Genomic DNA, 19,391 nt, shown 5'->3' with positions numbered 1-19,391 from the left:
TTGGGCTAAGCGAGTTGTACCACCGTCCTGCTGACTGCGGTCTGCGCAGTTGAGCAGCACACTCACTGGCGGCGCGGCGAGCGAGCAGCATGATCGACTCCGTGACGTCTGCTCGGCTTTCCTTAATCTGGACGTACGGATGGCGCCGAATTCTCATGGTCTGTTCTGTCGCTGTGCGAAACCGACACTCGTCCTGGATCTCCGATGATTGTCATTCCCGAACCTTCTCGGGCTGGTGCGCAAGCGATTGCATTGCGCACCAGCCTGTGGTCTGCCTCGCTTGGGCCTGCCCAGGATGCGCGATGTCTCTCAAAAAACGCTTCCTTGAGAACAGTATTCATTCCTAGCAGTGAGTTGAGGAGGTGTGCGCCGAGCCTGGGGGGGATCGCATTACCGATCTGCTGAGAAACATCCCTGCCTCTCCATGGATATCCGTCGGGAAAAGTCTGCAAGCGTCCTGCCTCGGCTACGCCGAACCTTTGATAGTATTCGCCGTCGATAATGATCTTGTTGCGGGTTGCCTTGCTCGTGACGGTGAAAGCAGGACGGTTGTGGAGTCTCTTGCTTCGGTTCTTGGGATCGCCTCCGCTCCCATAATTGGATTCGACATAGAAAGGGGACTCTATCCCGAGAGTCTCGCCCATCGAGATCCACTTCGGGAGCTTGCTTTCGTTGTCAATTGCGGGGGGTGCATCGAACGCATTGTTTATGTACTTCTGATGGGTTGGCGATGGCAGTTTGACATCTCCATTGCAAACCTCGAGTCGTGCAATCAACACTGCTCGTCTCCGGGTTTGTGGCACCCCGTACTCCTCTGTGGAGAGGATGCCCACGTCGGTACCATAATTCATTTTCTGCAGCACGTTTGCCATCGCATCCCAGATCGGTTGCACGGCCGGAACTTGTTCGAGCAAAATTGCTTCGAACGGGCGATTCGCGTCCAGCGCGCGAAGGGCCCATATTAGGGGCTGCAATACTAATCCCGTTCGCGGGTCGGTATGGGAGTCGACTTCGCGGAGCACTTCATCGATCGAGCCCTTACCGAGCTTGTCAATCAGCCCGATGACTTCAGCGAGTGCCCGACGCCCGTGCCCGTTGCCGGCCACTGTGTAAGTCTGACAAGGGGGACCGCCAGCCAGGACGTTGACTTGGGTAGTGAAATCGGTTGGACTCCAATTTCTGACGTCCGACAAGATGGAACAGAGGCGGGCCGCTCTCCGCGTAGCGACTGCTGATTCGTCGAACTCGATCCCGATGGACGGCACGCCGAGCCAGTGCGCTGCGACATCGAGACCGCCTGGACCTGCGAAAAGATCTACGATCATAGGGCTAGCGACCGGCGGTAGCGGCGTTTGGGTACTCGCGATCATCTATAGGAGAGTAGCCGTCGGCTCCGACGTCAACGAATCGCCACGCGTGCTGTGGTCGTGCCCTCCCACCAGGTAGAGTCGGCGCCGAGACTCGTCGTCCTCGTGAGCCGAGGGGCGGTGTCTTCGAGGAGGAGGTCTACATCTGGTGCCGCTTCTTCGACCGCGCGGGTTGTTCAGCGGGGAGTATCGCGGGACGACGCTTCGGGAGAATCTGGGACTGACGCGACCGGCGGATCGTTCGGCGAGGAGGGCTGTGCATCCGGGCTAGTGAGCGTCGCCTTCGTCCGTTTGGTACCCCAGCGCCGCCGCGACACGTTCCGCTGCATTAAGAGTGAAGTCGTCGAGCCGAGGTGTGGCGGTGAGCAGAACCCCGGCGTGCCAGGGCGCAGACCTGATTGTGGTGCCGCTGATGTCGGCGGCAGGGAAGTGAAGACGGTCGACGACGTAGGTCAGCCAGCCGGGTGTGACCGGCGTGTCCAGCTCTCGGTTGCTGTGGGGATCGGGAGGGTAGACGTCTGTAGCGTCGACGGCGGTCCACGTCGAGGCGGTGGCAGTGTCGGGATCTACTGTGGTGACGAGGCTTTCGAAGATCGTCGCGAGAAGCGATTCAATTTGGCCAGAGGATGTGCCGTTCTCAAACGCAGGCTCTTCGAGGTTGACCGTCACCTCCACGGCGTCGACGATCCCGCGCAGAGTCTGAATGCTGATGACGACTTCGACGGCTCCGCTCGGAAGTCGAGACTGATCGCAGTTGATCACGCGAAGAGTGCGAGCGGCGGTTGCGTTGTCGCTCATTGCATATCCGGGGTTAACCCAGGCGAAGGCGTCGTGGATTTCGGCTGGTTCAGTCAGGTCGATCGGCTGGCCCTCGTCGTAGAACCTGGCGATCGGCGACCATTCGGCGATGCCGAGCACGTCAACGCGCTGGAACGCCACGAACACTTCCGAGAGTGACCTGTAGATGTCGTTCACGGTTGTGCCGCTGCTATTTTCGCTGCGCGCGCGTACCCAGTACAGGCCGCGGTTCGACGACCGGAGTTCGCGTTGGTGGGTGTGGAAGTACTCGAGTTCGCGGGAACCGCGCAGGTCGGCGACTGCAGCCGAGTCCGGCAGTGCGGGCTCGTTACCACTGAGAAAGCCCCCGAGCCAGCCATGTGCGTAGTCGGTAGTGGCGACGATCTCGCGAGGGAATACGGCGATCCCGTACCCCTCGTCCAAGTTGTAGAGCTCGACGCGTCCACGATAGGTATGTGCGTTGCCGTCGATGACGTATAGCTCGTCGGAGCTGTTGAGCCGCACGATGAGTCGCTTGTCTGCCCACTCGGGGAGCGGTCCGATGGTCATGGGTGCGGACTCGCTGTTCTCATTCGAGGTCCTTGGCGAAGATCGCACCCTGTGATTCGAGGATGTCGAGTAGGCGTCGAAGGTAGGGGCCCGACGCAGCGCGCACTTGTGGACCGTGTGGCTCCCAACTTCTCGCGAGGCTCTCGACAAAGCCGACCGCGATGAGGCCCTTCACGTCGATGTGCTCCTGAGGGTAGCGGCCGTCGAGGAAGTCAAGGATCGCGACGGCCTCACCTGAATCTTCGATGTGGGTGCTGACCCAGTTCGCTACGTCCGCGAGGATGAGCTGATCGGGGATAGCAAGACCGTCGGCAGTGAAGTCTGCAGCGTAGTCATCAAATACCCCTCTGACAGAACGGAATTGGTCAGCCAACCGCCGAACGAGCTCGATCTTGGCGGACGCAGTTGCCACTGGGTTAGCCTCTCGGTGTTTGCAGTCGTAGTCGAACGGTTGTCGGCTCTGCGCCGCTGTCTCTTCTCATTGCTCGTCCTCGACGGGTAGGTCGCGGTAGAAGTCGTCGACGTCGAAGAGGTATCGCCAGGCCGTGTCGTGCTCGATGTCGTCGATCCAGTTGGCGATCTCATGTCCGCTACCTGATCGTCCGATGATGATGTCGGGAAAGTCTGCCATGCCAACCGCGCCGATTGCGATGTTGTGGGTTTGGTTGTAAGCAGACACCGAAGCGATTGCTAGGTCAAATACATCGCCTGGGAGGTCATCGGTGACGGCGTCGTACGCTCGAGCCAACGTCTGTCCAAGAGTCTCGCCCGAGGCTTGAGTGATGGGTGGAGGGTTCTGGCGGATGTTGCGTTCACGTTCGTGGAGCCAATCGAGAATCCCCGCCAATTCCCAGTTGCCCTTAAAGAAGACAACATTTTTGGAACCATCCTCCGGTATCCCGATCAGTGCGAGGTCTTCGTACCAATCACAATGGCTGCCTTCGCCCTTATGTCGGGGGCCGGTCTCAAATCGGAGCTTGACCTTCCGAATAGGTTCGCTCATTCTACTTTCCTAGATCAAGTTGGCTACGCCGGACGAATACTGCCTCGAAAAGTCCGTGAGTGTATTGCTCATCATCCGGCCGGTAGGTTGCTGAAGAAGTCATCTGGGTCGAAGAGATACCGCCATGCGGTGTCGTGGCCGAGATCGTCGATCCAGTTGCAGATTTCATGACCGTTTGATCCTTTGCCGAGCAGCAGCCTCGGTATCTTCATTCCGGGGGCACCGAATACTACGTTGTGGTGATAGTTGTATTGGTAAAGGGCTTCGCTGGCAATATCGATGACGTCCATGGTTAGATCATCCGACACGGCATCATAGGATCGGGCTAACGTCTGCCCGATTGTCTCACCTGCGGTCTGGGAAATCAGCGGCTCCTGGTGACGGATCTTTGATTCGCATTCGCGCAGCCATTCGAGCATCAACTTGGGGTCGTACTCGCCCTGAAATAAGACATGCTCTTGCATGGTGCCTTCAGGATATGCAAATAGGGACAGTGTGACGTCGTCTCTCAACTCGAGACGTAGAAGTATCGCCGTCGGTGTGCTCATTTCCCTTTTTCGTAGTTTGTTGAATTCGGCGTTAGCTATATCGCCACGCTCTCGGAACTCTTCAGCATCTGCGCGGGTACATCCTATGGCGTGTCGGCCGGGTCGCGGTGACAGCCTCCAGCGTTGTCAGATAGCTTGGGCGACTTGTCTGGCTCATCGTCGATCGTCTGCGCGGTCAGCGTCGCGATGTGCGAGTGCTCCTGTGGCGGTGAGGTCGTCGACCTGGCCGAACGCCGCGGATGCTGGTTTCAGCATTCGGTTGGGAGGTTGCTGAAGAAGTCATCGGGATCGAAGAGGTACCGCCAGGCCTCGTCGTGCTCGACGTCGTTGATGTAGTTGGAGATTTCGTGTTCGTCGTTTCCTCTGCCTAAGAGAAGCTGAGTGATGTCGGTGCCGGGAGCGCCGAACGCAATGTTGTGGCTTCTGTTGTAGAGTGCGATCGATTTGTTGGCGAGATTGATGATGTCGGTGGGCAGGTCGTCGGTGACGGCGTTGCGTGCTCGAGCGACTGTTTGGCCGAGCGTGTCACCCGGTGCCCGGGTGATCGGGGTGATTTCGAACCGAATCGCAGACTCATGCTCTCGCAGCCAGGCGAGCATCGGTCCCAGTTCGTATCTTCCAGAAATAAAGATGTTCTCGGTATTGGGTGCATCGGCGTACCCGATGAGTCGTAGTTGTCCCTGGTCGGACTTTTGTAGTCGTAGTTGAACGGTTTTTGGCTCTGCCACGCTGTCTCTTCTCACTGTTCGTTTTCGACGGGTACGTTGCGGTAGAAGTCGTCGACGTCGAAGAAGTATCGCCAAGCTGTGTCGTGCTCGATGTCTTGAATCCAGTTGCAGATCTCGTAACCTTCCTCGGAGCGGCCGATCAACAGGCCGGGAAAGTCTGCCATCCCAGAGGCGCCGGCGCTGATGTTGTGTGTGATGTTGTAGCGGCTGACTTCTGTAATCGCGAGATCGAAGACATCTTGGGGAAGATCATCAGTAACAAGGTCGTAGGAGCGTGCGAGTGTTTGGCCGAGTGTTTCGTTCGGCAGTTGGGGTATCACCGGGTCATCATTGCGGATCTGTTCTTCACTCTGCTTGAGCCATTCGAGAATTCCCTCGAGTTCCCAATTTCCCTTGAAGAACGTTATCTCTTCCCCCGTCGCGGGATTCGTGCCAACGAGTTTCAGACCTTCGTACCAGTCGGGCCATACGCCTCCAGGGTGGCGGAGGCCATCAGCGCCGAATCTCAGTTTCATGAGAGTTGTTCTTGAACTCATTTACCCATCACCAGCCTATTCGACCTACTATTTGTGAGTTCTCCACGATCGCGAAGATCACGGAGTATTCAGGGCGGTACCTCCTGACTACCCTCTTAGGGATACCCGTGGTAGCCTCCGGTGATGTCAGGTTGAAATACTCTTTTGGCTTACATGAATCACGTCGTCGGGAATGACCTCGAGATTCTGGGTGTCCCCCTCATTCGCAGGATGGATGCTATCGGGCGGAGCCGATGACCGGAACCGGGATGGAGGTCTCGGATCACTTACTCGAATGACCCAGCATTGGCGCATCCGGGTGCGCGAGTCGTCGGTGACGGCGTTCCGCTGAACGCTGCCGCTGTTCGATAACGCCTACTTGCCACGCGCGTTCTTTGGCCAACCCCAGCGCGATGGTCGGCCAAGCGTTACCGCTCGACGACGCGTCGCGCAGCATGCTCCCCGGTGACCGGCTCCGAAGGCGACCAGCCGTGCACCGCTTGACGCCACTCGTCGGCGATAGCGTCGGCGCCCCATCGTGCACCGAGCAGTGCCCCGGCGATGGCGGCAACGGTGTCTGTATCGTTGCCGATCCGGATAGCGGTGAACAGTGCGTCCCGGATGTGTTCGTGCGGTTGGACGTCGGGTGTGAGGGTGTGCAGGATCGACGAGGTGGCCGCCTGCAGCGCGCTGACGGTGAAACCGTTGGGGTTGAACATCTTTGGGTCTTGTGTGGCGGCGTCGTCGAGCCACGTCGACCATTGGTCGACCCGATCACGGGGTAGGAGGTCGAGTCCGGCGGTGACGTCGAGTCGCTGCTCGACGACGGCGACGCGGATCGCTTCGCACCACAGGACGCAGGAATCGCCTGCGAGGTCACCGGCGTGTGTCAGACCTGCGGTAGCCCTTGCTGTTTCGGCCAGAGCCTCGCGGTCGTCGAGGTATGCCAGCGCCACCGGCCCGGTGCGCATGAGCGCGCCGTTGCCTGCCGAGCGGGGACTTCTCGCCGTGTAAGCCAACGATTCCTCGCGCATGGCGGTGCCCGGTGCGGCGTCGGGATCGACGTCCAGGCGTCGGCGCGTTGCGCCGAGGACTGCGCTGGTCTGACTTCCGACGTCGGCGGGGACGGATGCGTACCACTGCAGGAAGTTGGCCGCTACCGCGTCTTGACCCGCGGGCGAGCCCAGGTCTGTTCCGGAGGCGATGACGTCGAGGATGGCCATCGCCATGTCGGTGTCGTCGCTCCACTGCCCGGGCGCGAAGCTGCCGAGTCCGCCGCCGAGCATCTGCGGTTCTTCGGAGTCGTGCAGCGCGCGCGTCTCGAACTCATAGGGGACTCCGAGTGCGTCGCCGACCGCACCGCCGAGGATGGTGCCGGCAATGCGGTCGGATCGATCAGTTGTTGTCACAGGTGTGTGAGGCCTTCCGTTGAAGAATGGTGCGCAAGTGTGCGGCTCAGTCGCCGAAGCGATCCCTCCAGAAGGGTCTGTTCCGCCAGCTGTCGATGTTCTGCTGACCGCCGTCGAAGGTGAAGGCGACGAGCTCGTCGTTGTGCGGAGCCAGCCCGTGCGGGACGGCCCAGACCGGGTCCTGGTTGGTGTACAGGTACCAGCGTCGGGGCTTGTTCTGTGGGTCCCAACGCACTTTTACGCTGCAGCCGTCGCCGGGGTTCTTCGTGATGATCCCGGTCAAGAGAATGTCCATCACCGACACTTTGTTGCCGCGAGTCGCGAACGGTACGCCGTCGGTTGCGTTGCGGCGCTTGCGGACTGCGATGCGCTCGCCTTGGAGCATCGCCTGAACATGGCCCTCGAACCTGGCGCTCGGATCCATCCGCCACTCGCCCTTTGTCACGAAATCCTCGAGCGTGTTGCGCTTCGATGCAATGGGGCCGGCATTGACGAACCAAGCGATGTCTACATCGTCGGGAACTTCCTCGGTCACAACGTCGGGAAGAAGCTCCCTGGTCTGTGACGTGGAAGCCTCGGCACACTGCCCACCAACTGGTTGGGTTGCGATCGTTTGCAGTGTTTCGATTGCATCGAGACGGTCGATCTCGTCGGACGAAGCACGCCGAACATCAGGAAACGCGCGCTCGACAACTTGTGGGCAGTGATACCGCGTGTACACGCTCGGGTGCTTTCGCATGACGTCGAGAACCAGTTGAGCTGCCGCGTCGAGCACCCGCGGATCGCTCATCAGACGTGAAAAGGCTTTGGGTGTCTTGGCTTTTAGCAACAGAGTATCGGCGCCGGAGTCGTCGTAGCTGACGGTCGTTACAGCTACATCAGGATGGAGTCTAGCGAATGCCCGTTGAGTCATGGCGCCATTCAAGATCGACGACTTTCGCACATTGACAAATCCGTGCAGATCTCGAAATACCACGAACGTCTCCATACGGCCAACGCAGACACACAACAATCGCCTTCCGCCGTAGGTGCCGGTACTTACGTTCCACCCGTGGAACTCCGTCTGCTTCGGAACCGGTACACAATTAGTCAGGTAGTTCCGCAGTAGCTGCGTAGTCGCGGGTTCTGCCGAATGGTCGGCGTACCTCGTCGCTGCGGTCTTGTACTTGATGGCCTGCGCCTCGTTCATCGCTTTCAGGTCGCTGTGGTCAGACATGTTGAATTCTGCAGGTGCACTTAGCCAACGGAGTTGCTCAGCTGGATCCAGAAACTCCTCGAGCTTGTCCGTTCCGAATGAAACCGCCGCGTGGGTCTTGTTTCGGCATCGATTGGGCACGGTCCTATTGAGCTCATGGATCAGCAATCTCTCGACCGCCTGCAGTTGCTGTTTGGACAAGTTCTCTCGAATGAATCGCACCTCTTCGATCTCGTTTCCCCAGAACGAACTATGCCCACCCATTCGGGACCTTAGGTTGATCGATTCCCCCAGATAGTACGAGTCGCCCTTGAACATGAGCAGGTAGAACCCGGCGTGCGTTGCGGCAGGGTCACCGCCTATCTTCGTCTTGGTTCCCTCGAACTTCCGTACAGGACCGAATCCCTGTTTCGACGCCCACTTGTCGACGGCGTTGCGAGATGATGACATCGATTCCTCCTGTTGGTCGTTGGAATCTATCCTCGCCGACCACGCTTCCGGTTGCCGAGGTGGTACGAGTCCCGCGTCCGCTTCGAGACGTACCCGGCGCTGCCTGTGGCCGCGACAGATCCCAACTCCTCGATCATCTGCAGTTCGTCGTCGATCGCCGAGCGCTCAGGTGCAGAAGCGAGTAGCGCCGATGAGATCGAGCTCTGCCTCGAGGCATCAAGGAACGCACTTCCAGCATCTAGGTCGCCGCGCTCGTACGCCTCGGACGCCCGCAGCTTCGCTGCCTGGCCCTCCTGATACAGCTTCTCCGACTGTACGGTCGGGTTCGGTACGCGGCCAGCAGTCTCGTCGCCGGGTACCACGTTCACCGTCACCGGGAGCGTCACCGTGTGCTCTGTCAGCGTTGCCGACTCGACGTACCGCAGCTCGAGCTCGGCGATCTGTGCGACTCCCAACCCCGACATTCCGTCAACGGCCAACTTGAGCAACAGTTTTCGTGCCTCAGATCCGTACAGGTCACCGAGTTCGATCGACACTTCGCCGTCGGCGACCTGGTGTGCGGGAAGGTCGTTGTACAGACTGAGCTGCACTTCCGGAACGAACCGCACCGTCAGTGTCACGGCCTGCACCGCCTTGGACAGCAAGCCCTCCACCTCGCCGGAGATTGCAGATCCGGCGGCGTCGGGATTCTCGGCGAATACGTGATTCCCGTTGCCGGAGCGCGCGATTGCTGACAGCAGCGTCTCGTCGTATCCGGCGCCGTAACCGAGCGTCGAGGTAACGATCCCATCGGATGCAGCCTTCGATGTCAGCGAGGCGAACTCGTCGACCTCGCAGATCCCGCTGTTGACGTGCCCATCGCTGACGACAAGCACCGTGCCGCCGCGAATCTTGGATGCTTTGGCGGCGCGGCGCAGTTCCTGTAGGCCGCGCAGATATCCCGAGGACAGATCGGTCATCCCGCCAGCGAAGATCGCGTCGACGAGCTGGGTGGCCTGCTGCTTGTCAGCTAGCGGGGCAGCGGGCACGGCGACTTCGGCGTGGTCGTCGAACGTCACGACGCCGAAGACATCCTGCGGGTCGAGCCGTGTGATCACGTCCGCAAGTGCCTTCTTCGCGCCAGCGAGCGGGGCGCCGTTCATCGATCCACTGCGATCCAGAACGATCTGCAGCGCGGACCGTGCGCGGTCGACGATAGGTGCGTCGGGCGCCTCGAGTTCGATGAGAACGGAGACCTCGTCGGCGGACTCATGTGCGACGACGTCGACATCGAGGGCGGTGGAGAACTTCATGATCTGCTCCTGTTCCCGCCCGGGTGAACAACCAAGGCGACTTTGCGCGGAAGTGCGATTAGTAGTTTGCGCGAAACTTCGAATAGTGTCAAGGGGTGGCTACCGGCTCCGACTCGCGCCTTGCGGATTACCCGCGCCCGAACGTCGCCGTCGACATCGCGGTCTTGACCGTCGTCGACGGGCAGTTAAGCGTTGTGGTGCAACGAGATTCAGACTCTGAGCAGTTGTCGCTCCCTGGGCGTTTTATCCGGGAACGACGCACCGTCGACCAGACTGTGCGTGAGGTCCTTGAACTCAAGCTGGGGCTTTCACCCGATCACGTTCGACCGCATCTGCTCGCGGTCTTCAGTGATCCTGACCGAGATCCCCGCGGGTGGACGATCTCGATCGCACATGCCGTCGCGCTTCCTGCTTCAGCGCTGACGGACGTCGTCGGAGAGCTTGCTCCGCTCGACGCTGATGGGCGTCTCGCGTCGGGGGAGCGGTTGCTCTACGACCATGACGAGATCATTGCATCTGCCACTGACAATCTGCGCGAGCGATATGAGGACCGCCCCGACCCCGACAGCCTGCTTCCCGAGCCGTACACGTTGTCGGACCTGCGCGAACTGCACGAGGCGATCCTTGGTCGACGCCTCATGCGTGACTCGTTCAATCGGCGCGTGCAGCCGCTGTTGGAACCCAAAGTCGACGGCCTGGGCGTTCCGGAAACACGCGTCGGCGGTGGGCGGCCAGCGCGATTGTTCATGAAGAGCGCGCCGCCATCAGCGACGTTCGGATGGAAGCTGCCGAGCAAGGAGGATTAGCGCGCCAGGTAGAACTGGCGCGACTCAAGCTGCACGGACGGCTGACCAGATCGCGTGGTCGATCTCCCAGGGCGTCACCCGGCGTCCTAGTCTATTGGTCACCTCCGGCGCGGCTGATTTGATGTAGGCGGTCGCGAGAGCTGGCGTGGCATCGATGCCCTGACGCGCGAACCAGCGCAGAATCATGCGGTCGGGCTTGATCCTGTTGTCGTCACCGACGAGCATCCACAAGTACCCGCGTCGGATACCGTTCTGGCCGTCGCCCTTGACTCTGGATAGTTCTTCCTCAATCAGGGCCAGTCGGTTCGAATCATCAAGGACCGCTGAGGCATCTGCGAGCGTATCGACTCCGTGGCTGCTCAGGATTCGCGCGTACTCGATGGCCGCTCGGGCCTTCGTCACGCCGCCCCTCGTTGACGTTCGTTGTTTGTTGGTCAGGCTGATCAAGTCAGCCTCGTTCCATGCCTCAAGGCGCGACGCCGGGCCCGGATCCGAGGCGGGGACGGAAGTTGCGGGAATCAGTGGTGGATCTATGTCTCCAGCGGCGGCGAACCGGCGGACCAATGGTACGACGACTTTGTCGTAGTCTGCACTGATGCTCCACACTGCGTCGAGAATGCACAGAGAGATGCTGCTCCACCGGACCTTACGCGGTGTCGGGTTGAGTTCGATGATGCCGTCCACGACGCTATCGAGTTGGTCTAGGCGAGTGGCCACGATGGTCTCCAGTCCTGCAGCTTCGGTGCTGTCATCAATCTATCGATGGGACCGGCCGACGAATTACTGGAATGAAGAAAACGGTGTGACATGCGTCGATCGCGACACAAAGGCCGGAGCCCTACGAGCTTGTGCCTTTGCTGCCGCTGGCTGAGGTCGACAATCGCTCGTCCACTTGGCACGGCGACTCCAATCGTGCCGCGCATCCAGCATTGATCGCTGACATCGAACCAAACGTCGCATCGACTCGGGCGGTACACGCGAATGGACTCGTTAGTCCTTCAGTCGCGACCGGATGCTTCTACCCTTGACCCGTATGCGCCGTCCACCGCACCCCCGCCCGCTCCTCCGCGCCGCAGCGTTGGCCATCGCGCCTGCGCTGATCCTGACGGCCTGCTCGTCGACAAATGACGACGCCGCCCAACCGTCCGTCACCTGCGGCGAGATTCCGACGGGCACGCAGACCGACTCCAGCGCGGCGCCAAAGTCGTCGCAGGACATCTCGACACGACCCGAGGCCGCCACCGGCTATCGCACCGGGATGCAGCCCGTGCAGACCAACACCTATGCCGCGGCGACGGCCAATCCGCTCGCCACCAAGGCGGCCTGCGAGACGCTGCGGGACGGCGGTACCGCGGCCGACGCGCTCGTCACAGCGCAGATGGTGCTCGGCCTGGTCGAACCGCAGTCGTCGGGCATCGGTGGCGGGTCTTTCGCTCTCTACTACGACGCCGCCAAGCACAAGGTCACCGCTTTCGACGGCCGCGAGACAGCCCCGGCGGCGGCCACCGAGGACTACTTGCGCTACATCAGCCCCATTGATCAACGTGCACCCATCCCGAGCGCCCGCGCATCTGGCCGCTCCATCGGTGTGCCCGGCGCTGTGCGCATGCTGGAAGAGATCCACAAGGAACATGGCCGCACCGCCTGGAAGAACCTCTTCGATCCCGCGGTCAGCCTGTCCGACAACGGCTTCGACATTTCGCCGCGACTCGCCACCGCAATCTCCGAGTCGGCTGGCGACCTCAAGGCCGACGACGACGCGCGCTCGTACTTCCTCAATCCGGACGGCACACCGAAGACTGCTGGAACGCGACTGGCCAACCCCGCGTACGCGAAAACGTTGGGCGCGTTGGCAACCGACGGCGCTCAAGCGCTATACACCGGCTCGGTCGCCGATGCGATCGTCGCGAAGGCTGGCTCGACGTCGAACGGTATGACGCCGAGTCTCCTTACCGCCGACGACCTCAAGAACTACAAGGCAATGCGCCGCGAACCGGTCTCCACCGAGTACCGCGGGCATCGCATCGTGGCGATGCCAGGACCGTCGTCGGGTGGCATCACTGTCGCCGCGACGATGGGCATCCTCTCCAACTTCGACATTCCGTCGATGGGGCCGACCGGCGTCGACCGCGACGGCGGGCATCCGAATCCCGAAGCGGTGCATCTGATCAACGAGGCCGAACGCCTCGCCTATGCCGACCGTGACAAGTACATCGCCGATCCCGACTTCATCCCGTTGCCGGGCAAGGGTGTAGCGACGATGTTGGATCCGACCTACCTGAAACAGCGTGCGGCACTGATCAAACCGAACACGTCGCTGGGTAAGGCACAGCCCGGAGACCTCGGTGAGGTCCCGCTCGGTTCGTACACCGGCACAGAACACGGAACCAGCCACATCACCGTCGCCGACAAGTACGGCAACGTGGCGTCGATGACGACGACCGTCGAATCGGCGTTCGGCAGCTTCCATATGGTCGACGGCTTCATCCTCAACAATCAGCTCACCGACTTCTCCGCTGAGCCACGCGACGAGTCGGGAGCGCTTCTCGCCAACCGGGTTTCGCCGGGCAAGCGGCCGCGATCATCGATGGCCCCGACCCTCGTTATGCAGCCGGGAGCCAACGGTGCGCCGGACACCCTCAGCGCTGCTCTCGGCTCGCCCGGCGGCTCCGTGATCATCCAGTTCGTCGTGAAAACGCTTGTTGGAATGCTGGATTGGAAGCTGAACCCGCAGCAGGCCGTGTCGATGATCGACTTCGGTACGGCCAACACCCCGACGTCGAATGTCGGCGGCGAGCACCCGCTGGTCAACACTGCGAACGGCGGCGCCGACGATCCGCTCGTCAAGGGATTGCGCGAACGCGGAGAACAGGTGTCGGTCGACGATCAGTCCAGCGGGCTCAGCGCACTACAGCGCTCAGGCAACGGCTGGCTCGGCGGGGCCGATCCTCGCCGCGAGGGCGCCGTGATGGGCGACGACGCGTCGTTGAAGTGAGGTCGACGTCGGCGGGACGCTATTGATTCTCAACCGTCCGCGCCAGAATCCCGAGCGTCGCGCGTAGCCCGGCCTCGGGAATGATCGGGAACCGGCCTTTGATGTCCTCGTGGGTCACGCGGCTCCAGTCGTAGTACGACGTGACGAGCGTGCCGTCGTCAGTCGGTTCGAGTCGGTATCCGTAGCGGTGATCGAGGGGCGGTCGGACGGTGCCGATGATCGTCCATTCGACCCACCGGTTCTGCTCGTAGCCCGTGATGATCACCCTCACGTCGTACTTACCCATCGGAAGGTCGTTGAGCGATTCGCGATCCATGTGGACGACAAACTCATCGCCCACCGCGCCGACCGTCGACCCTTCCGCACTTTGCAGCATGCCTGAGCTGTCGATGGCGACGTGACCTTCTGGCGTGGTCAGAAGCTCAAAGATCGCCGACGGCTCGGCCTGGATCAAGCGGGTGATCTCGAATAGCTCGGTCATAAGGCTCTCCTCGTGTCGGCGTTGTGCCCACGATATGTGTTCCACCGCGGGGCACAGGGGCGACGCCTTCGCGAACAATCCGACCGTCCACTTCGCGACCCTAAGAATCGCGCAGATTCATACCCTCGGCGCGGCGTCGACCTGGCACTAACCTGGCGTCGGTTATGAGTGTCAGCGCCCAGCCCTGGCTTGCTGGCCGGCAACCCTCCGTCGTGGTGGGGTGCTCCAGGTGACAACCCGACGGAAGCAGGCGCTCGCCGCTGCCGTAACAACGACATCGAGGATTGAAGACCGATACCTGTGACCGCTGAACTTTCCGCTGCGCAGTCGCGTCCGCTGACCAGCGAACCGCGTGACGCAGAACTGCTTTCGGCCAAGCTGGTCAAGGCGCGCAAGCCCGGCCAGTGGGTGAGTAGCGCCGTGGTTCTCGTGCTTGCGGCAATGCTGGTGCACACGCTGATCACCAATCCGCGGTTCCAGTGGGATGTGGTCGGCGACTACTTCTTCCACGCATCAGTTCTGCGCGGCCTCGGCTTGACTTTGTGGCTGACTGCGTCAGTCATGGTGTGCGGCTTCGCATTGGGGATTCTGCTCGCCGTGATGCGCTTGTCGTCGAATCCCATCTTGTCGACGCTGAGCGCAGGCTACGTCTGGTTGATCCGATCTATTCCGCCGCTTGTCCAGTTGCTCTTCTGGTACGAGCTGGCCTCGCTGTATCCGCAACTGTCACTAGGGATTCCGTTCGGTCCGGAGTTCGTCAAAGCCGATACGGCGCACCTGTTCTCGGGCGTGCTGGCAGCGTTCGTCGCACTGACCCTGGACGTCGCGGCCTTCGCTGCCGAGATCGTGCGCGGGGGCATCCTCTCCGTCGACCGCGGTCAGGCGGAGGCCGCAGAAGCGTTGGGGCTCAGTCGGTATCGCATCTTCCGTCGAATCATCCTGCCGCAGGCCATGCCGGCGATCGTCCCGGCGTCGGGCAATCTGCTCATCGGTCTGCTCAAGGCGACGTCGATCGTCAGTGTGATCGCCGTCCAAGACCTGCTCTACTCCGTACAGCTGATCTACCAGCAGAACTACCTGATCCTGCCTCTGCTGTTGGTCGCGACCATCTGGTACATCATCGTCACCAGTGTGCTCTCGGTAGGGCAGTACTTCGTCGAACGTCACTACTCGCGTGGCAATCGCCGACCGCAACAAGGCTTCTGGACGACGGTCCGTGAGAACTTGCCGCTGTTCGGGCGAGTGCGTACCGACCTTCGCAGGTTTGATCGTCGTAACGAAGGTGCGGTGGGCGCGTGAGCTTTTCGACCACGCGCCGCGGGTACACCACGGCCGGGCATGACAATCACACCTACGACGAGACGCTACCTCTCGTCCGAATCCGAGGACTGCGCAAGAGTTTCGGACTCCACAAAGTCCTCGACGGCATCGACGTCGACGTCCCGCGTGGCACTGTAACCGTGCTGCTCGGACCGTCGGGCTCCGGCAAGTCGACGCTACTGCGCTGTATCAATCACCTCGAGAAGCCCGACAGCGGGTTCGTCGAGGTCGGCGGCGAGATCATCGGATACCGGCCGTCGTCGGGAAAGCTGCACGAACTGTCCCATCGTGAGATCGCGCGTCAGCGCGCCACCATCGGGATGGTCTTCCAGCAGTTCAACCTCTTCGGGCATATGACCGTGCAGCAGAACGTGATCGAAGGACGGTTGGCTGCGGGTATCCCGCGCGGCGAAGCTGTCGCACGAGCCGGCGATCTGCTCGAACGTGTCGGCATGGCTGGACGCGAAAGTGCCTACCCACGCCAGCTCTCCGGCGGTCAGCAGCAACGTGTCGCCATTGCCCGAGCCTTGGCGCTCAAGCCGCGCCTCATGCTGTTCGACGAACCGACAAGCGCGCTCGATCCTGAACTCGTCGGCGAGGTTTTGGCCGTGATCCGCGATCTCGCACGCAGCGGCATGACCATGGTGATTGTCACGCACGAGATCGGGTTCGCACGTGAAGTTGCCGACCAGGCGATCTTCCTCGACGGCGGGCGCATCGTCGAATCCGGGGTTCCCGCAGAGATTCTCGACGACCCGCAGCACGAGCGCACGAAAGCGTTTCTCTCCGCGGTGCTATGAGAGTACCCGTGCGAATGTGCACGATGGTCACCTCTGCGTGCCGTAACCAGTTACTACACAGAAGAATTCAGACAAGGGGACCAGAACGATGAAGAACCGCCCACGTATCCTCGCTATGTTGGCGTCCGGCGCAGTGGTCGGCAGTATCGTGTTGAGTGGCTGTGGCTCGTCGTCGGACGACACAGCGAACTCTGCAGAGGCGTCGGCCGTTCCGACACAGGACATCACCAGCAAGATCGCAAAGGACGACGCAATCAGCGCCGAACTGCCTGAGAGCGTGCGCTCTGCAGGAACCCTGACCGTCGGCACCACGCAGACACCCGGGACGTCGAACCTGCCGCACGGTGGTGTGGTCGACGACAAGAACGTCGGACTCGATCTCGATTTGCGTGACGCGATCGGCAAGGTCCTCGGTGTCAACTGGAACGTCGAGTACGGAACATTCGCCTCGATCATCCCCGGCGTCCAGAACGGGAAATACCAAGTAGGACAGGCGAACTTCGGAGTCACAGCCGAACGTGAGAAAGTCCTCGACTTCTCGACCTACCTCAACGACGGACAGGGCTTCCTCGGCTCGAAACGCGTTGACCTGCAGAAGGTCTCGACCATCACCGATGTGTGCGGTTACACCATCGCGACCACTCCCGGATCGACCTTTCAGACACTGCTGAGCTCGCACGTCGACGACTGCGCCAAGATCGGCAAGAAGCCCTGGACCGTCCAGTATTTTAACGACACGGCGCCCATCTTCCTGGGTCTGGCCAACGGCAAGGTCGAACTGTTCTTCGGTCCGGTACTGAGCCTGAAGTACGACGAGAAGCACGTCGAGGGCACCAAGTTCCTCGGCCAGATCAGTTCCACACCAGTCGGATTCGTCACCGCCAAGAACGCGGGCCTGGCCAAGCCGATCTCCGATGCCGTGAACAAGCTGATCGAGACCGGCGACTACGCCAAGATCTTCGCCAAGTGGGGCGTCCCGGATACGGGCGTCGAGAAGTCGACGGTCAATCCGCCGAGCACCTTCTGATCGACTGAAAAGCCATGCGGTTCATCACGATCACACTGATCACCCACACGCCCGATCCGACGTCGGGTATCCAGCTGAGTACGGCGGACCGCTTCCGCGAGGTCGTCGACAGCGCGTTGCTCGCCGAGGAACTGGGATTCGACGGCTTCGGTGTTGGTGAGCGTCACGAGCGTCCATTCATCTCGTCGTCGCCGACGGTGGTGCTCAGTCACATCGCTGCGCTGACCTCCCGTATCCGACTGTTCACAGCCGTGACGACCCTGTCGCTGCTCGATCCTGTTCGCGCATACGAGGATTACGCCACGCTGGACCACCTGTCGGGTGGCAGGCTCGAACTGATCATCGGCAAGGGAAACGGTTCGGCGCAACGTGAACTCTTCAACGTCACGCCCGACGATCAGTGGGCGCGCAACGCAGAATCATTCGAGGTCTTCCGAACTCTGTGGCGCAACAACAAGATCACCTATCCCACACAGTTCAGGCCACCACTGAACGACGCCGAGGTATGGCCGCTGCCGCTGCAACGTCCGATCCGCATCTGGCACGGCAGCGCGACGAGCCGCGAATCCGTCGACCTCGCAGCGCGATACGGCGATCCGTTGTTCTCCGCGAACGTCACCAATACGATCGAACCCTACGCAGAGCTCATCCGCTTCTACCGGGAACGTTGGGATGCCTACGGCCACGACCCCGCGCAGATCGCCGTCGGAGCGGGCACCGCGGGCTTCTTCGCGGCGGAACGGTCGCAGGACGCGAAGGACAAGTACCGTCCGGTCTTCGAGGGCTACCTCGCAGCGCAGGCGAGACTCGGAGTGACACCTGTCTTCGCGACGCTCGACGACTTCATCGAGCGATCGTCCGCGCTGATCGGCAGTCCGCAACAGATCATCGACAAGGTGCATCGCTACCACGAGCAGTTCGGCCACACGGTGCTGCATCTGCACGCCGACGCCAACGGACTCGACCGCGGCGATCATCGGCGCAGCCTCGAACTGTTCCAGGCCGAGATCGCGCCGACGCTTCGTCGAGCAATTCCCGACCCGCCGTGGGGCTGGGGATCTCCGCGCGAGGCCATCACTGCCTCGCCCACCGATGTCGGTGCCGTGTGGTTGGCTGAAACGCATGGGGGACCGGTGGACCGCTGATCAGGTGCTGGCGCTTGCGCCCGACGCCGCGTCGGTCAAGGCCGGGCACAAGCTCGCCACCCCGACACTGTGTTTCGGCCGCGACATCGCCGCCGTCCCGAGCGGCATGGGAGTTCCCGCGTTCGCCTGCACACCCGACGCCTTCCCCGAACTGTTGGCCGTCGCCATCGGCCGCGGCGACGTCATCGGCTGAGCCGACGCGAACGACCTGTCACAGCGCGGCATGGGCCAGGAGTGATCGGGCGGGGGTTTGGGCGGGCGGCGGGCTGGTCGGAGGTCGGACACTGCCCGCCGCCGGTGCTGCCTGCCCGCCTGCGGAAAGTAGGGGAAGGGTTCTTTCCGCGACTTGCTGACCTTTCCGCGCGGAACACGGTATTTGTCAACCTGTCTGAGACAGGTGGGTTACTGAGATCTTCTTGGTGGTGGATTTGTGGTTGATGCCGACGATCGCGGGGATGTTCGGGGCCTGGGGGTGTCGATGCCGGTAGCGTTCGGGGTGTTGTGCGTAGAGGGTGTCGAGGCGTGTTTGGCGTTGGTTTCTGATCTCGACGAAGCTGCCGTCATACACCGATGCCGGTGTGTAGCAGCCGATTCCGCTGTGCCTGTGTTCATGGGCGTAGGCGTGCAGGAACCGGTCGGTCCAATCAGCGGCGTGGTCGATGTCGTCGAAGGACGGCGGACAGGTCACATCGTATTTGACGGTCTTGAACAACGACTCGGAAAACGGGTTGTCATCGCTGACCCGGGGCCGCGAAAACGACGCAACCACTCCCGCGTCCTCGAGGGCATCGAGGAGGTCGTTGGAGCGCATCACCGTACCGTTGTCGGCGTGCAGCATGAGGGGAGGTCCGTGGCGGGTGAAAGCCTCGGTGAACATTGCGACCGCGGGGGTGTCAGATGGTCTGTGTAAGTCCAGTGCTCATCAGTGAGAGGAAGATCTATGAGCATGGCGTTAGACGACAA

Annotated in this window: 20 protein-coding genes and 1 riboswitch; of the genes, 7 read left to right on the top strand and 13 right to left on the bottom strand. The window is 61.4% G+C overall.

Annotated features, from left to right (window positions below; all coding sequences use genetic code 11):
- Positions 1-122 precede the first annotated feature (122 nt).
- From A5788_RS23400 to A5788_RS02640, 10 genes are all read right to left on the bottom strand, one after another.
- The gene (locus A5788_RS23400) at positions 123-1,325 is read right to left on the bottom strand and encodes a DNA cytosine methyltransferase (RefSeq protein ID WP_082938125.1); all 1,203 of its coding nucleotides are present in this window, start codon (positions 1,323-1,325) and stop codon (positions 123-125) included.
- Positions 1,326-1,634: 309 nt separating this feature from the next.
- Complete coding sequence (locus A5788_RS02680) at positions 1,635-2,714, bottom strand: hypothetical protein (RefSeq protein ID WP_064867002.1); 1,080 nt, start codon at positions 2,712-2,714, stop codon at positions 1,635-1,637.
- 19 nt (positions 2,715-2,733) lie between these two features.
- Positions 2,734-3,126 (bottom strand): DUF7674 family protein, encoded by a 393-nt coding sequence (locus tag A5788_RS02675; RefSeq protein ID WP_064867004.1) that lies wholly within the window; start codon positions 3,124-3,126, stop codon positions 2,734-2,736.
- A gap of 66 nt (positions 3,127-3,192) precedes the next feature.
- The gene (locus A5788_RS02670) at positions 3,193-3,717 is read right to left on the bottom strand and encodes a hypothetical protein (protein ID WP_156525435.1); all 525 of its coding nucleotides are present in this window, start codon (positions 3,715-3,717) and stop codon (positions 3,193-3,195) included.
- A 71-nt stretch (positions 3,718-3,788) separates the two neighbouring features.
- Positions 3,789-4,265: a hypothetical protein gene (locus A5788_RS02665; RefSeq protein ID WP_064867008.1), complete on the bottom strand. Its 477-nt coding sequence runs from the start codon at positions 4,263-4,265 to the stop codon at positions 3,789-3,791.
- Positions 4,266-4,513: 248 nt separating this feature from the next.
- Positions 4,514-4,993: a hypothetical protein gene (locus A5788_RS02660; RefSeq protein ID WP_156525434.1), complete on the bottom strand. Its 480-nt coding sequence runs from the start codon at positions 4,991-4,993 to the stop codon at positions 4,514-4,516.
- Positions 4,994-5,004: 11 nt separating this feature from the next.
- Positions 5,005-5,508: a hypothetical protein gene (locus A5788_RS02655; RefSeq protein ID WP_064867012.1), complete on the bottom strand. Its 504-nt coding sequence runs from the start codon at positions 5,506-5,508 to the stop codon at positions 5,005-5,007.
- A gap of 428 nt (positions 5,509-5,936) precedes the next feature.
- Positions 5,937-6,917 carry an ADP-ribosylglycohydrolase family protein gene (locus tag A5788_RS02650; RefSeq protein WP_064867014.1) on the bottom strand — a complete coding sequence of 327 codons (981 nt, stop codon included), beginning with the start codon at positions 6,915-6,917 and terminating at the stop codon, positions 5,937-5,939.
- A gap of 46 nt (positions 6,918-6,963) precedes the next feature.
- Positions 6,964-8,562, bottom strand: coding sequence for a GIY-YIG nuclease family protein (locus tag A5788_RS02645; RefSeq protein ID WP_064867016.1), 1,599 nt, complete (start codon positions 8,560-8,562; stop codon positions 6,964-6,966).
- A gap of 26 nt (positions 8,563-8,588) precedes the next feature.
- Complete coding sequence (locus tag A5788_RS02640) at positions 8,589-9,854, bottom strand: vWA domain-containing protein (protein ID WP_064867018.1); 1,266 nt, start codon at positions 9,852-9,854, stop codon at positions 8,589-8,591.
- 95 nt (positions 9,855-9,949) lie between these two features.
- On the opposite strand from A5788_RS02640, the gene A5788_RS02635 reads away from it, so the two are divergent.
- Positions 9,950-10,660 (top strand): NUDIX hydrolase, encoded by a 711-nt coding sequence (locus tag A5788_RS02635; protein ID WP_064867020.1) that lies wholly within the window; start codon positions 9,950-9,952, stop codon positions 10,658-10,660.
- 24 nt (positions 10,661-10,684) lie between these two features.
- Here the strand turns inward: A5788_RS02635 and A5788_RS02630 are convergent, their stop codons facing one another.
- The gene (locus tag A5788_RS02630) at positions 10,685-11,344 is read right to left on the bottom strand and encodes a hypothetical protein (RefSeq protein ID WP_231894329.1); all 660 of its coding nucleotides are present in this window, start codon (positions 11,342-11,344) and stop codon (positions 10,685-10,687) included.
- Between the two features lie 349 nt (positions 11,345-11,693).
- Here A5788_RS02630 and A5788_RS02625 point away from each other — a divergent pair, with 349 nt between their 5' ends.
- Positions 11,694-13,655, top strand: coding sequence for a gamma-glutamyltransferase family protein (locus tag A5788_RS02625; protein WP_064870651.1), 1,962 nt, complete (start codon positions 11,694-11,696; stop codon positions 13,653-13,655).
- A gap of 19 nt (positions 13,656-13,674) precedes the next feature.
- On the opposite strand, the gene A5788_RS02620 is transcribed toward A5788_RS02625, so the two are convergent.
- On the bottom strand, positions 13,675-14,136 hold the full coding sequence (locus A5788_RS02620; protein ID WP_064870650.1) for a hypothetical protein: 462 nt from the start codon (positions 14,134-14,136) through the stop codon (positions 13,675-13,677).
- A gap of 160 nt (positions 14,137-14,296) precedes the next feature.
- Positions 14,297-14,414, top strand: a riboswitch (SAM riboswitch).
- A 22-nt stretch (positions 14,415-14,436) separates the two neighbouring features.
- Here A5788_RS02620 and A5788_RS02615 point away from each other — a divergent pair.
- The 5 genes from A5788_RS02615 (at position 14,437) to A5788_RS02595 (ending at position 18,621) form a co-directional block, all read left to right on the top strand.
- Positions 14,437-15,435: an amino acid ABC transporter permease gene (locus A5788_RS02615; RefSeq protein ID WP_064870649.1), complete on the top strand. Its 999-nt coding sequence runs from the start codon at positions 14,437-14,439 to the stop codon at positions 15,433-15,435.
- An 80-nt stretch (positions 15,436-15,515) separates the two neighbouring features.
- Positions 15,516-16,256 carry an amino acid ABC transporter ATP-binding protein gene (locus A5788_RS02610; RefSeq protein ID WP_064870655.1) on the top strand — a complete coding sequence of 247 codons (741 nt, stop codon included), beginning with the start codon at positions 15,516-15,518 and terminating at the stop codon, positions 16,254-16,256.
- 88 nt (positions 16,257-16,344) lie between these two features.
- Complete coding sequence (locus A5788_RS02605) at positions 16,345-17,283, top strand: transporter substrate-binding domain-containing protein (RefSeq protein WP_064870648.1); 939 nt, start codon at positions 16,345-16,347, stop codon at positions 17,281-17,283.
- Positions 17,284-17,297: 14 nt separating this feature from the next.
- Complete coding sequence (locus A5788_RS02600; RefSeq protein WP_064870647.1) at positions 17,298-18,428, top strand: LLM class flavin-dependent oxidoreductase; 1,131 nt, start codon at positions 17,298-17,300, stop codon at positions 18,426-18,428.
- On the top strand, positions 18,406-18,621 hold the full coding sequence (locus A5788_RS02595; RefSeq protein ID WP_064870646.1) for a hypothetical protein: 216 nt from the start codon (positions 18,406-18,408) through the stop codon (positions 18,619-18,621). Before A5788_RS02600 ends, A5788_RS02595 begins: the two co-directional genes overlap by 23 nt.
- Before the next feature lie 186 nt (positions 18,622-18,807).
- On the opposite strand, the gene A5788_RS02590 is transcribed toward A5788_RS02595, so the two are convergent.
- Positions 18,808-19,305 carry an integrase core domain-containing protein gene (locus A5788_RS02590; RefSeq protein WP_064870645.1) on the bottom strand — a complete coding sequence of 166 codons (498 nt, stop codon included), beginning with the start codon at positions 19,303-19,305 and terminating at the stop codon, positions 18,808-18,810.
- Positions 19,306-19,391: the final 86 nt, after the last annotated feature.

The organism is Gordonia sp. 852002-50816_SCH5313054-c (assembly GCF_001665925.1).
In the GTDB taxonomy this organism is placed as follows: Bacteria; Actinomycetota; Actinomycetes; order Mycobacteriales; family Mycobacteriaceae; genus Gordonia; species Gordonia jacobaea.
Note: the sequence above shows the minus strand (reverse complement) of the source record. Positions and strands in the feature narration are given on the sequence as shown.

Excerpts from the sequence above, each read along its gene's own strand:
- A5788_RS23400 (WP_082938125.1), bottom strand. The coding sequence starts at position 1,325 with ATGATCGTAGATCTTTTCGCAGGTCCAGGCGGTCTCGATGTCGCAGCG.
- A5788_RS02680 (WP_064867002.1), bottom strand. The coding sequence starts at position 2,714 with ATGACCATCGGACCGCTCCCCGAGTGGGCAGACAAGCGACTCATCGTG.
- A5788_RS02670 (WP_156525435.1), bottom strand. The coding sequence starts at position 3,717 with ATGAGCGAACCTATTCGGAAGGTCAAGCTCCGATTTGAGACCGGCCCC.
- A5788_RS02665 (WP_064867008.1), bottom strand. The coding sequence starts at position 4,265 with ATGAGCACACCGACGGCGATACTTCTACGTCTCGAGTTGAGAGACGAC.
- A5788_RS02655 (WP_064867012.1), bottom strand. The coding sequence starts at position 5,508 with ATGAAACTGAGATTCGGCGCTGATGGCCTCCGCCACCCTGGAGGCGTA.
- A5788_RS02645 (WP_064867016.1), bottom strand. The coding sequence starts at position 8,562 with ATGTCATCATCTCGCAACGCCGTCGACAAGTGGGCGTCGAAACAGGGA.
- A5788_RS02640 (WP_064867018.1), bottom strand. The coding sequence starts at position 9,854 with ATGAAGTTCTCCACCGCCCTCGATGTCGACGTCGTCGCACATGAGTCC.
- A5788_RS02625 (WP_064870651.1), top strand. The coding sequence starts at position 11,694 with ATGCGCCGTCCACCGCACCCCCGCCCGCTCCTCCGCGCCGCAGCGTTG.
- A5788_RS02620 (WP_064870650.1), bottom strand. The coding sequence starts at position 14,136 with ATGACCGAGCTATTCGAGATCACCCGCTTGATCCAGGCCGAGCCGTCG.
- A5788_RS02605 (WP_064870648.1), top strand. The coding sequence starts at position 16,345 with ATGAAGAACCGCCCACGTATCCTCGCTATGTTGGCGTCCGGCGCAGTG.
- A5788_RS02600 (WP_064870647.1), top strand. The coding sequence starts at position 17,298 with ATGCGGTTCATCACGATCACACTGATCACCCACACGCCCGATCCGACG.
- A5788_RS02595 (WP_064870646.1), top strand. The coding sequence starts at position 18,406 with ATGGGGGACCGGTGGACCGCTGATCAGGTGCTGGCGCTTGCGCCCGAC.
- A5788_RS02590 (WP_064870645.1), bottom strand. The coding sequence starts at position 19,305 with ATGTTCACCGAGGCTTTCACCCGCCACGGACCTCCCCTCATGCTGCAC.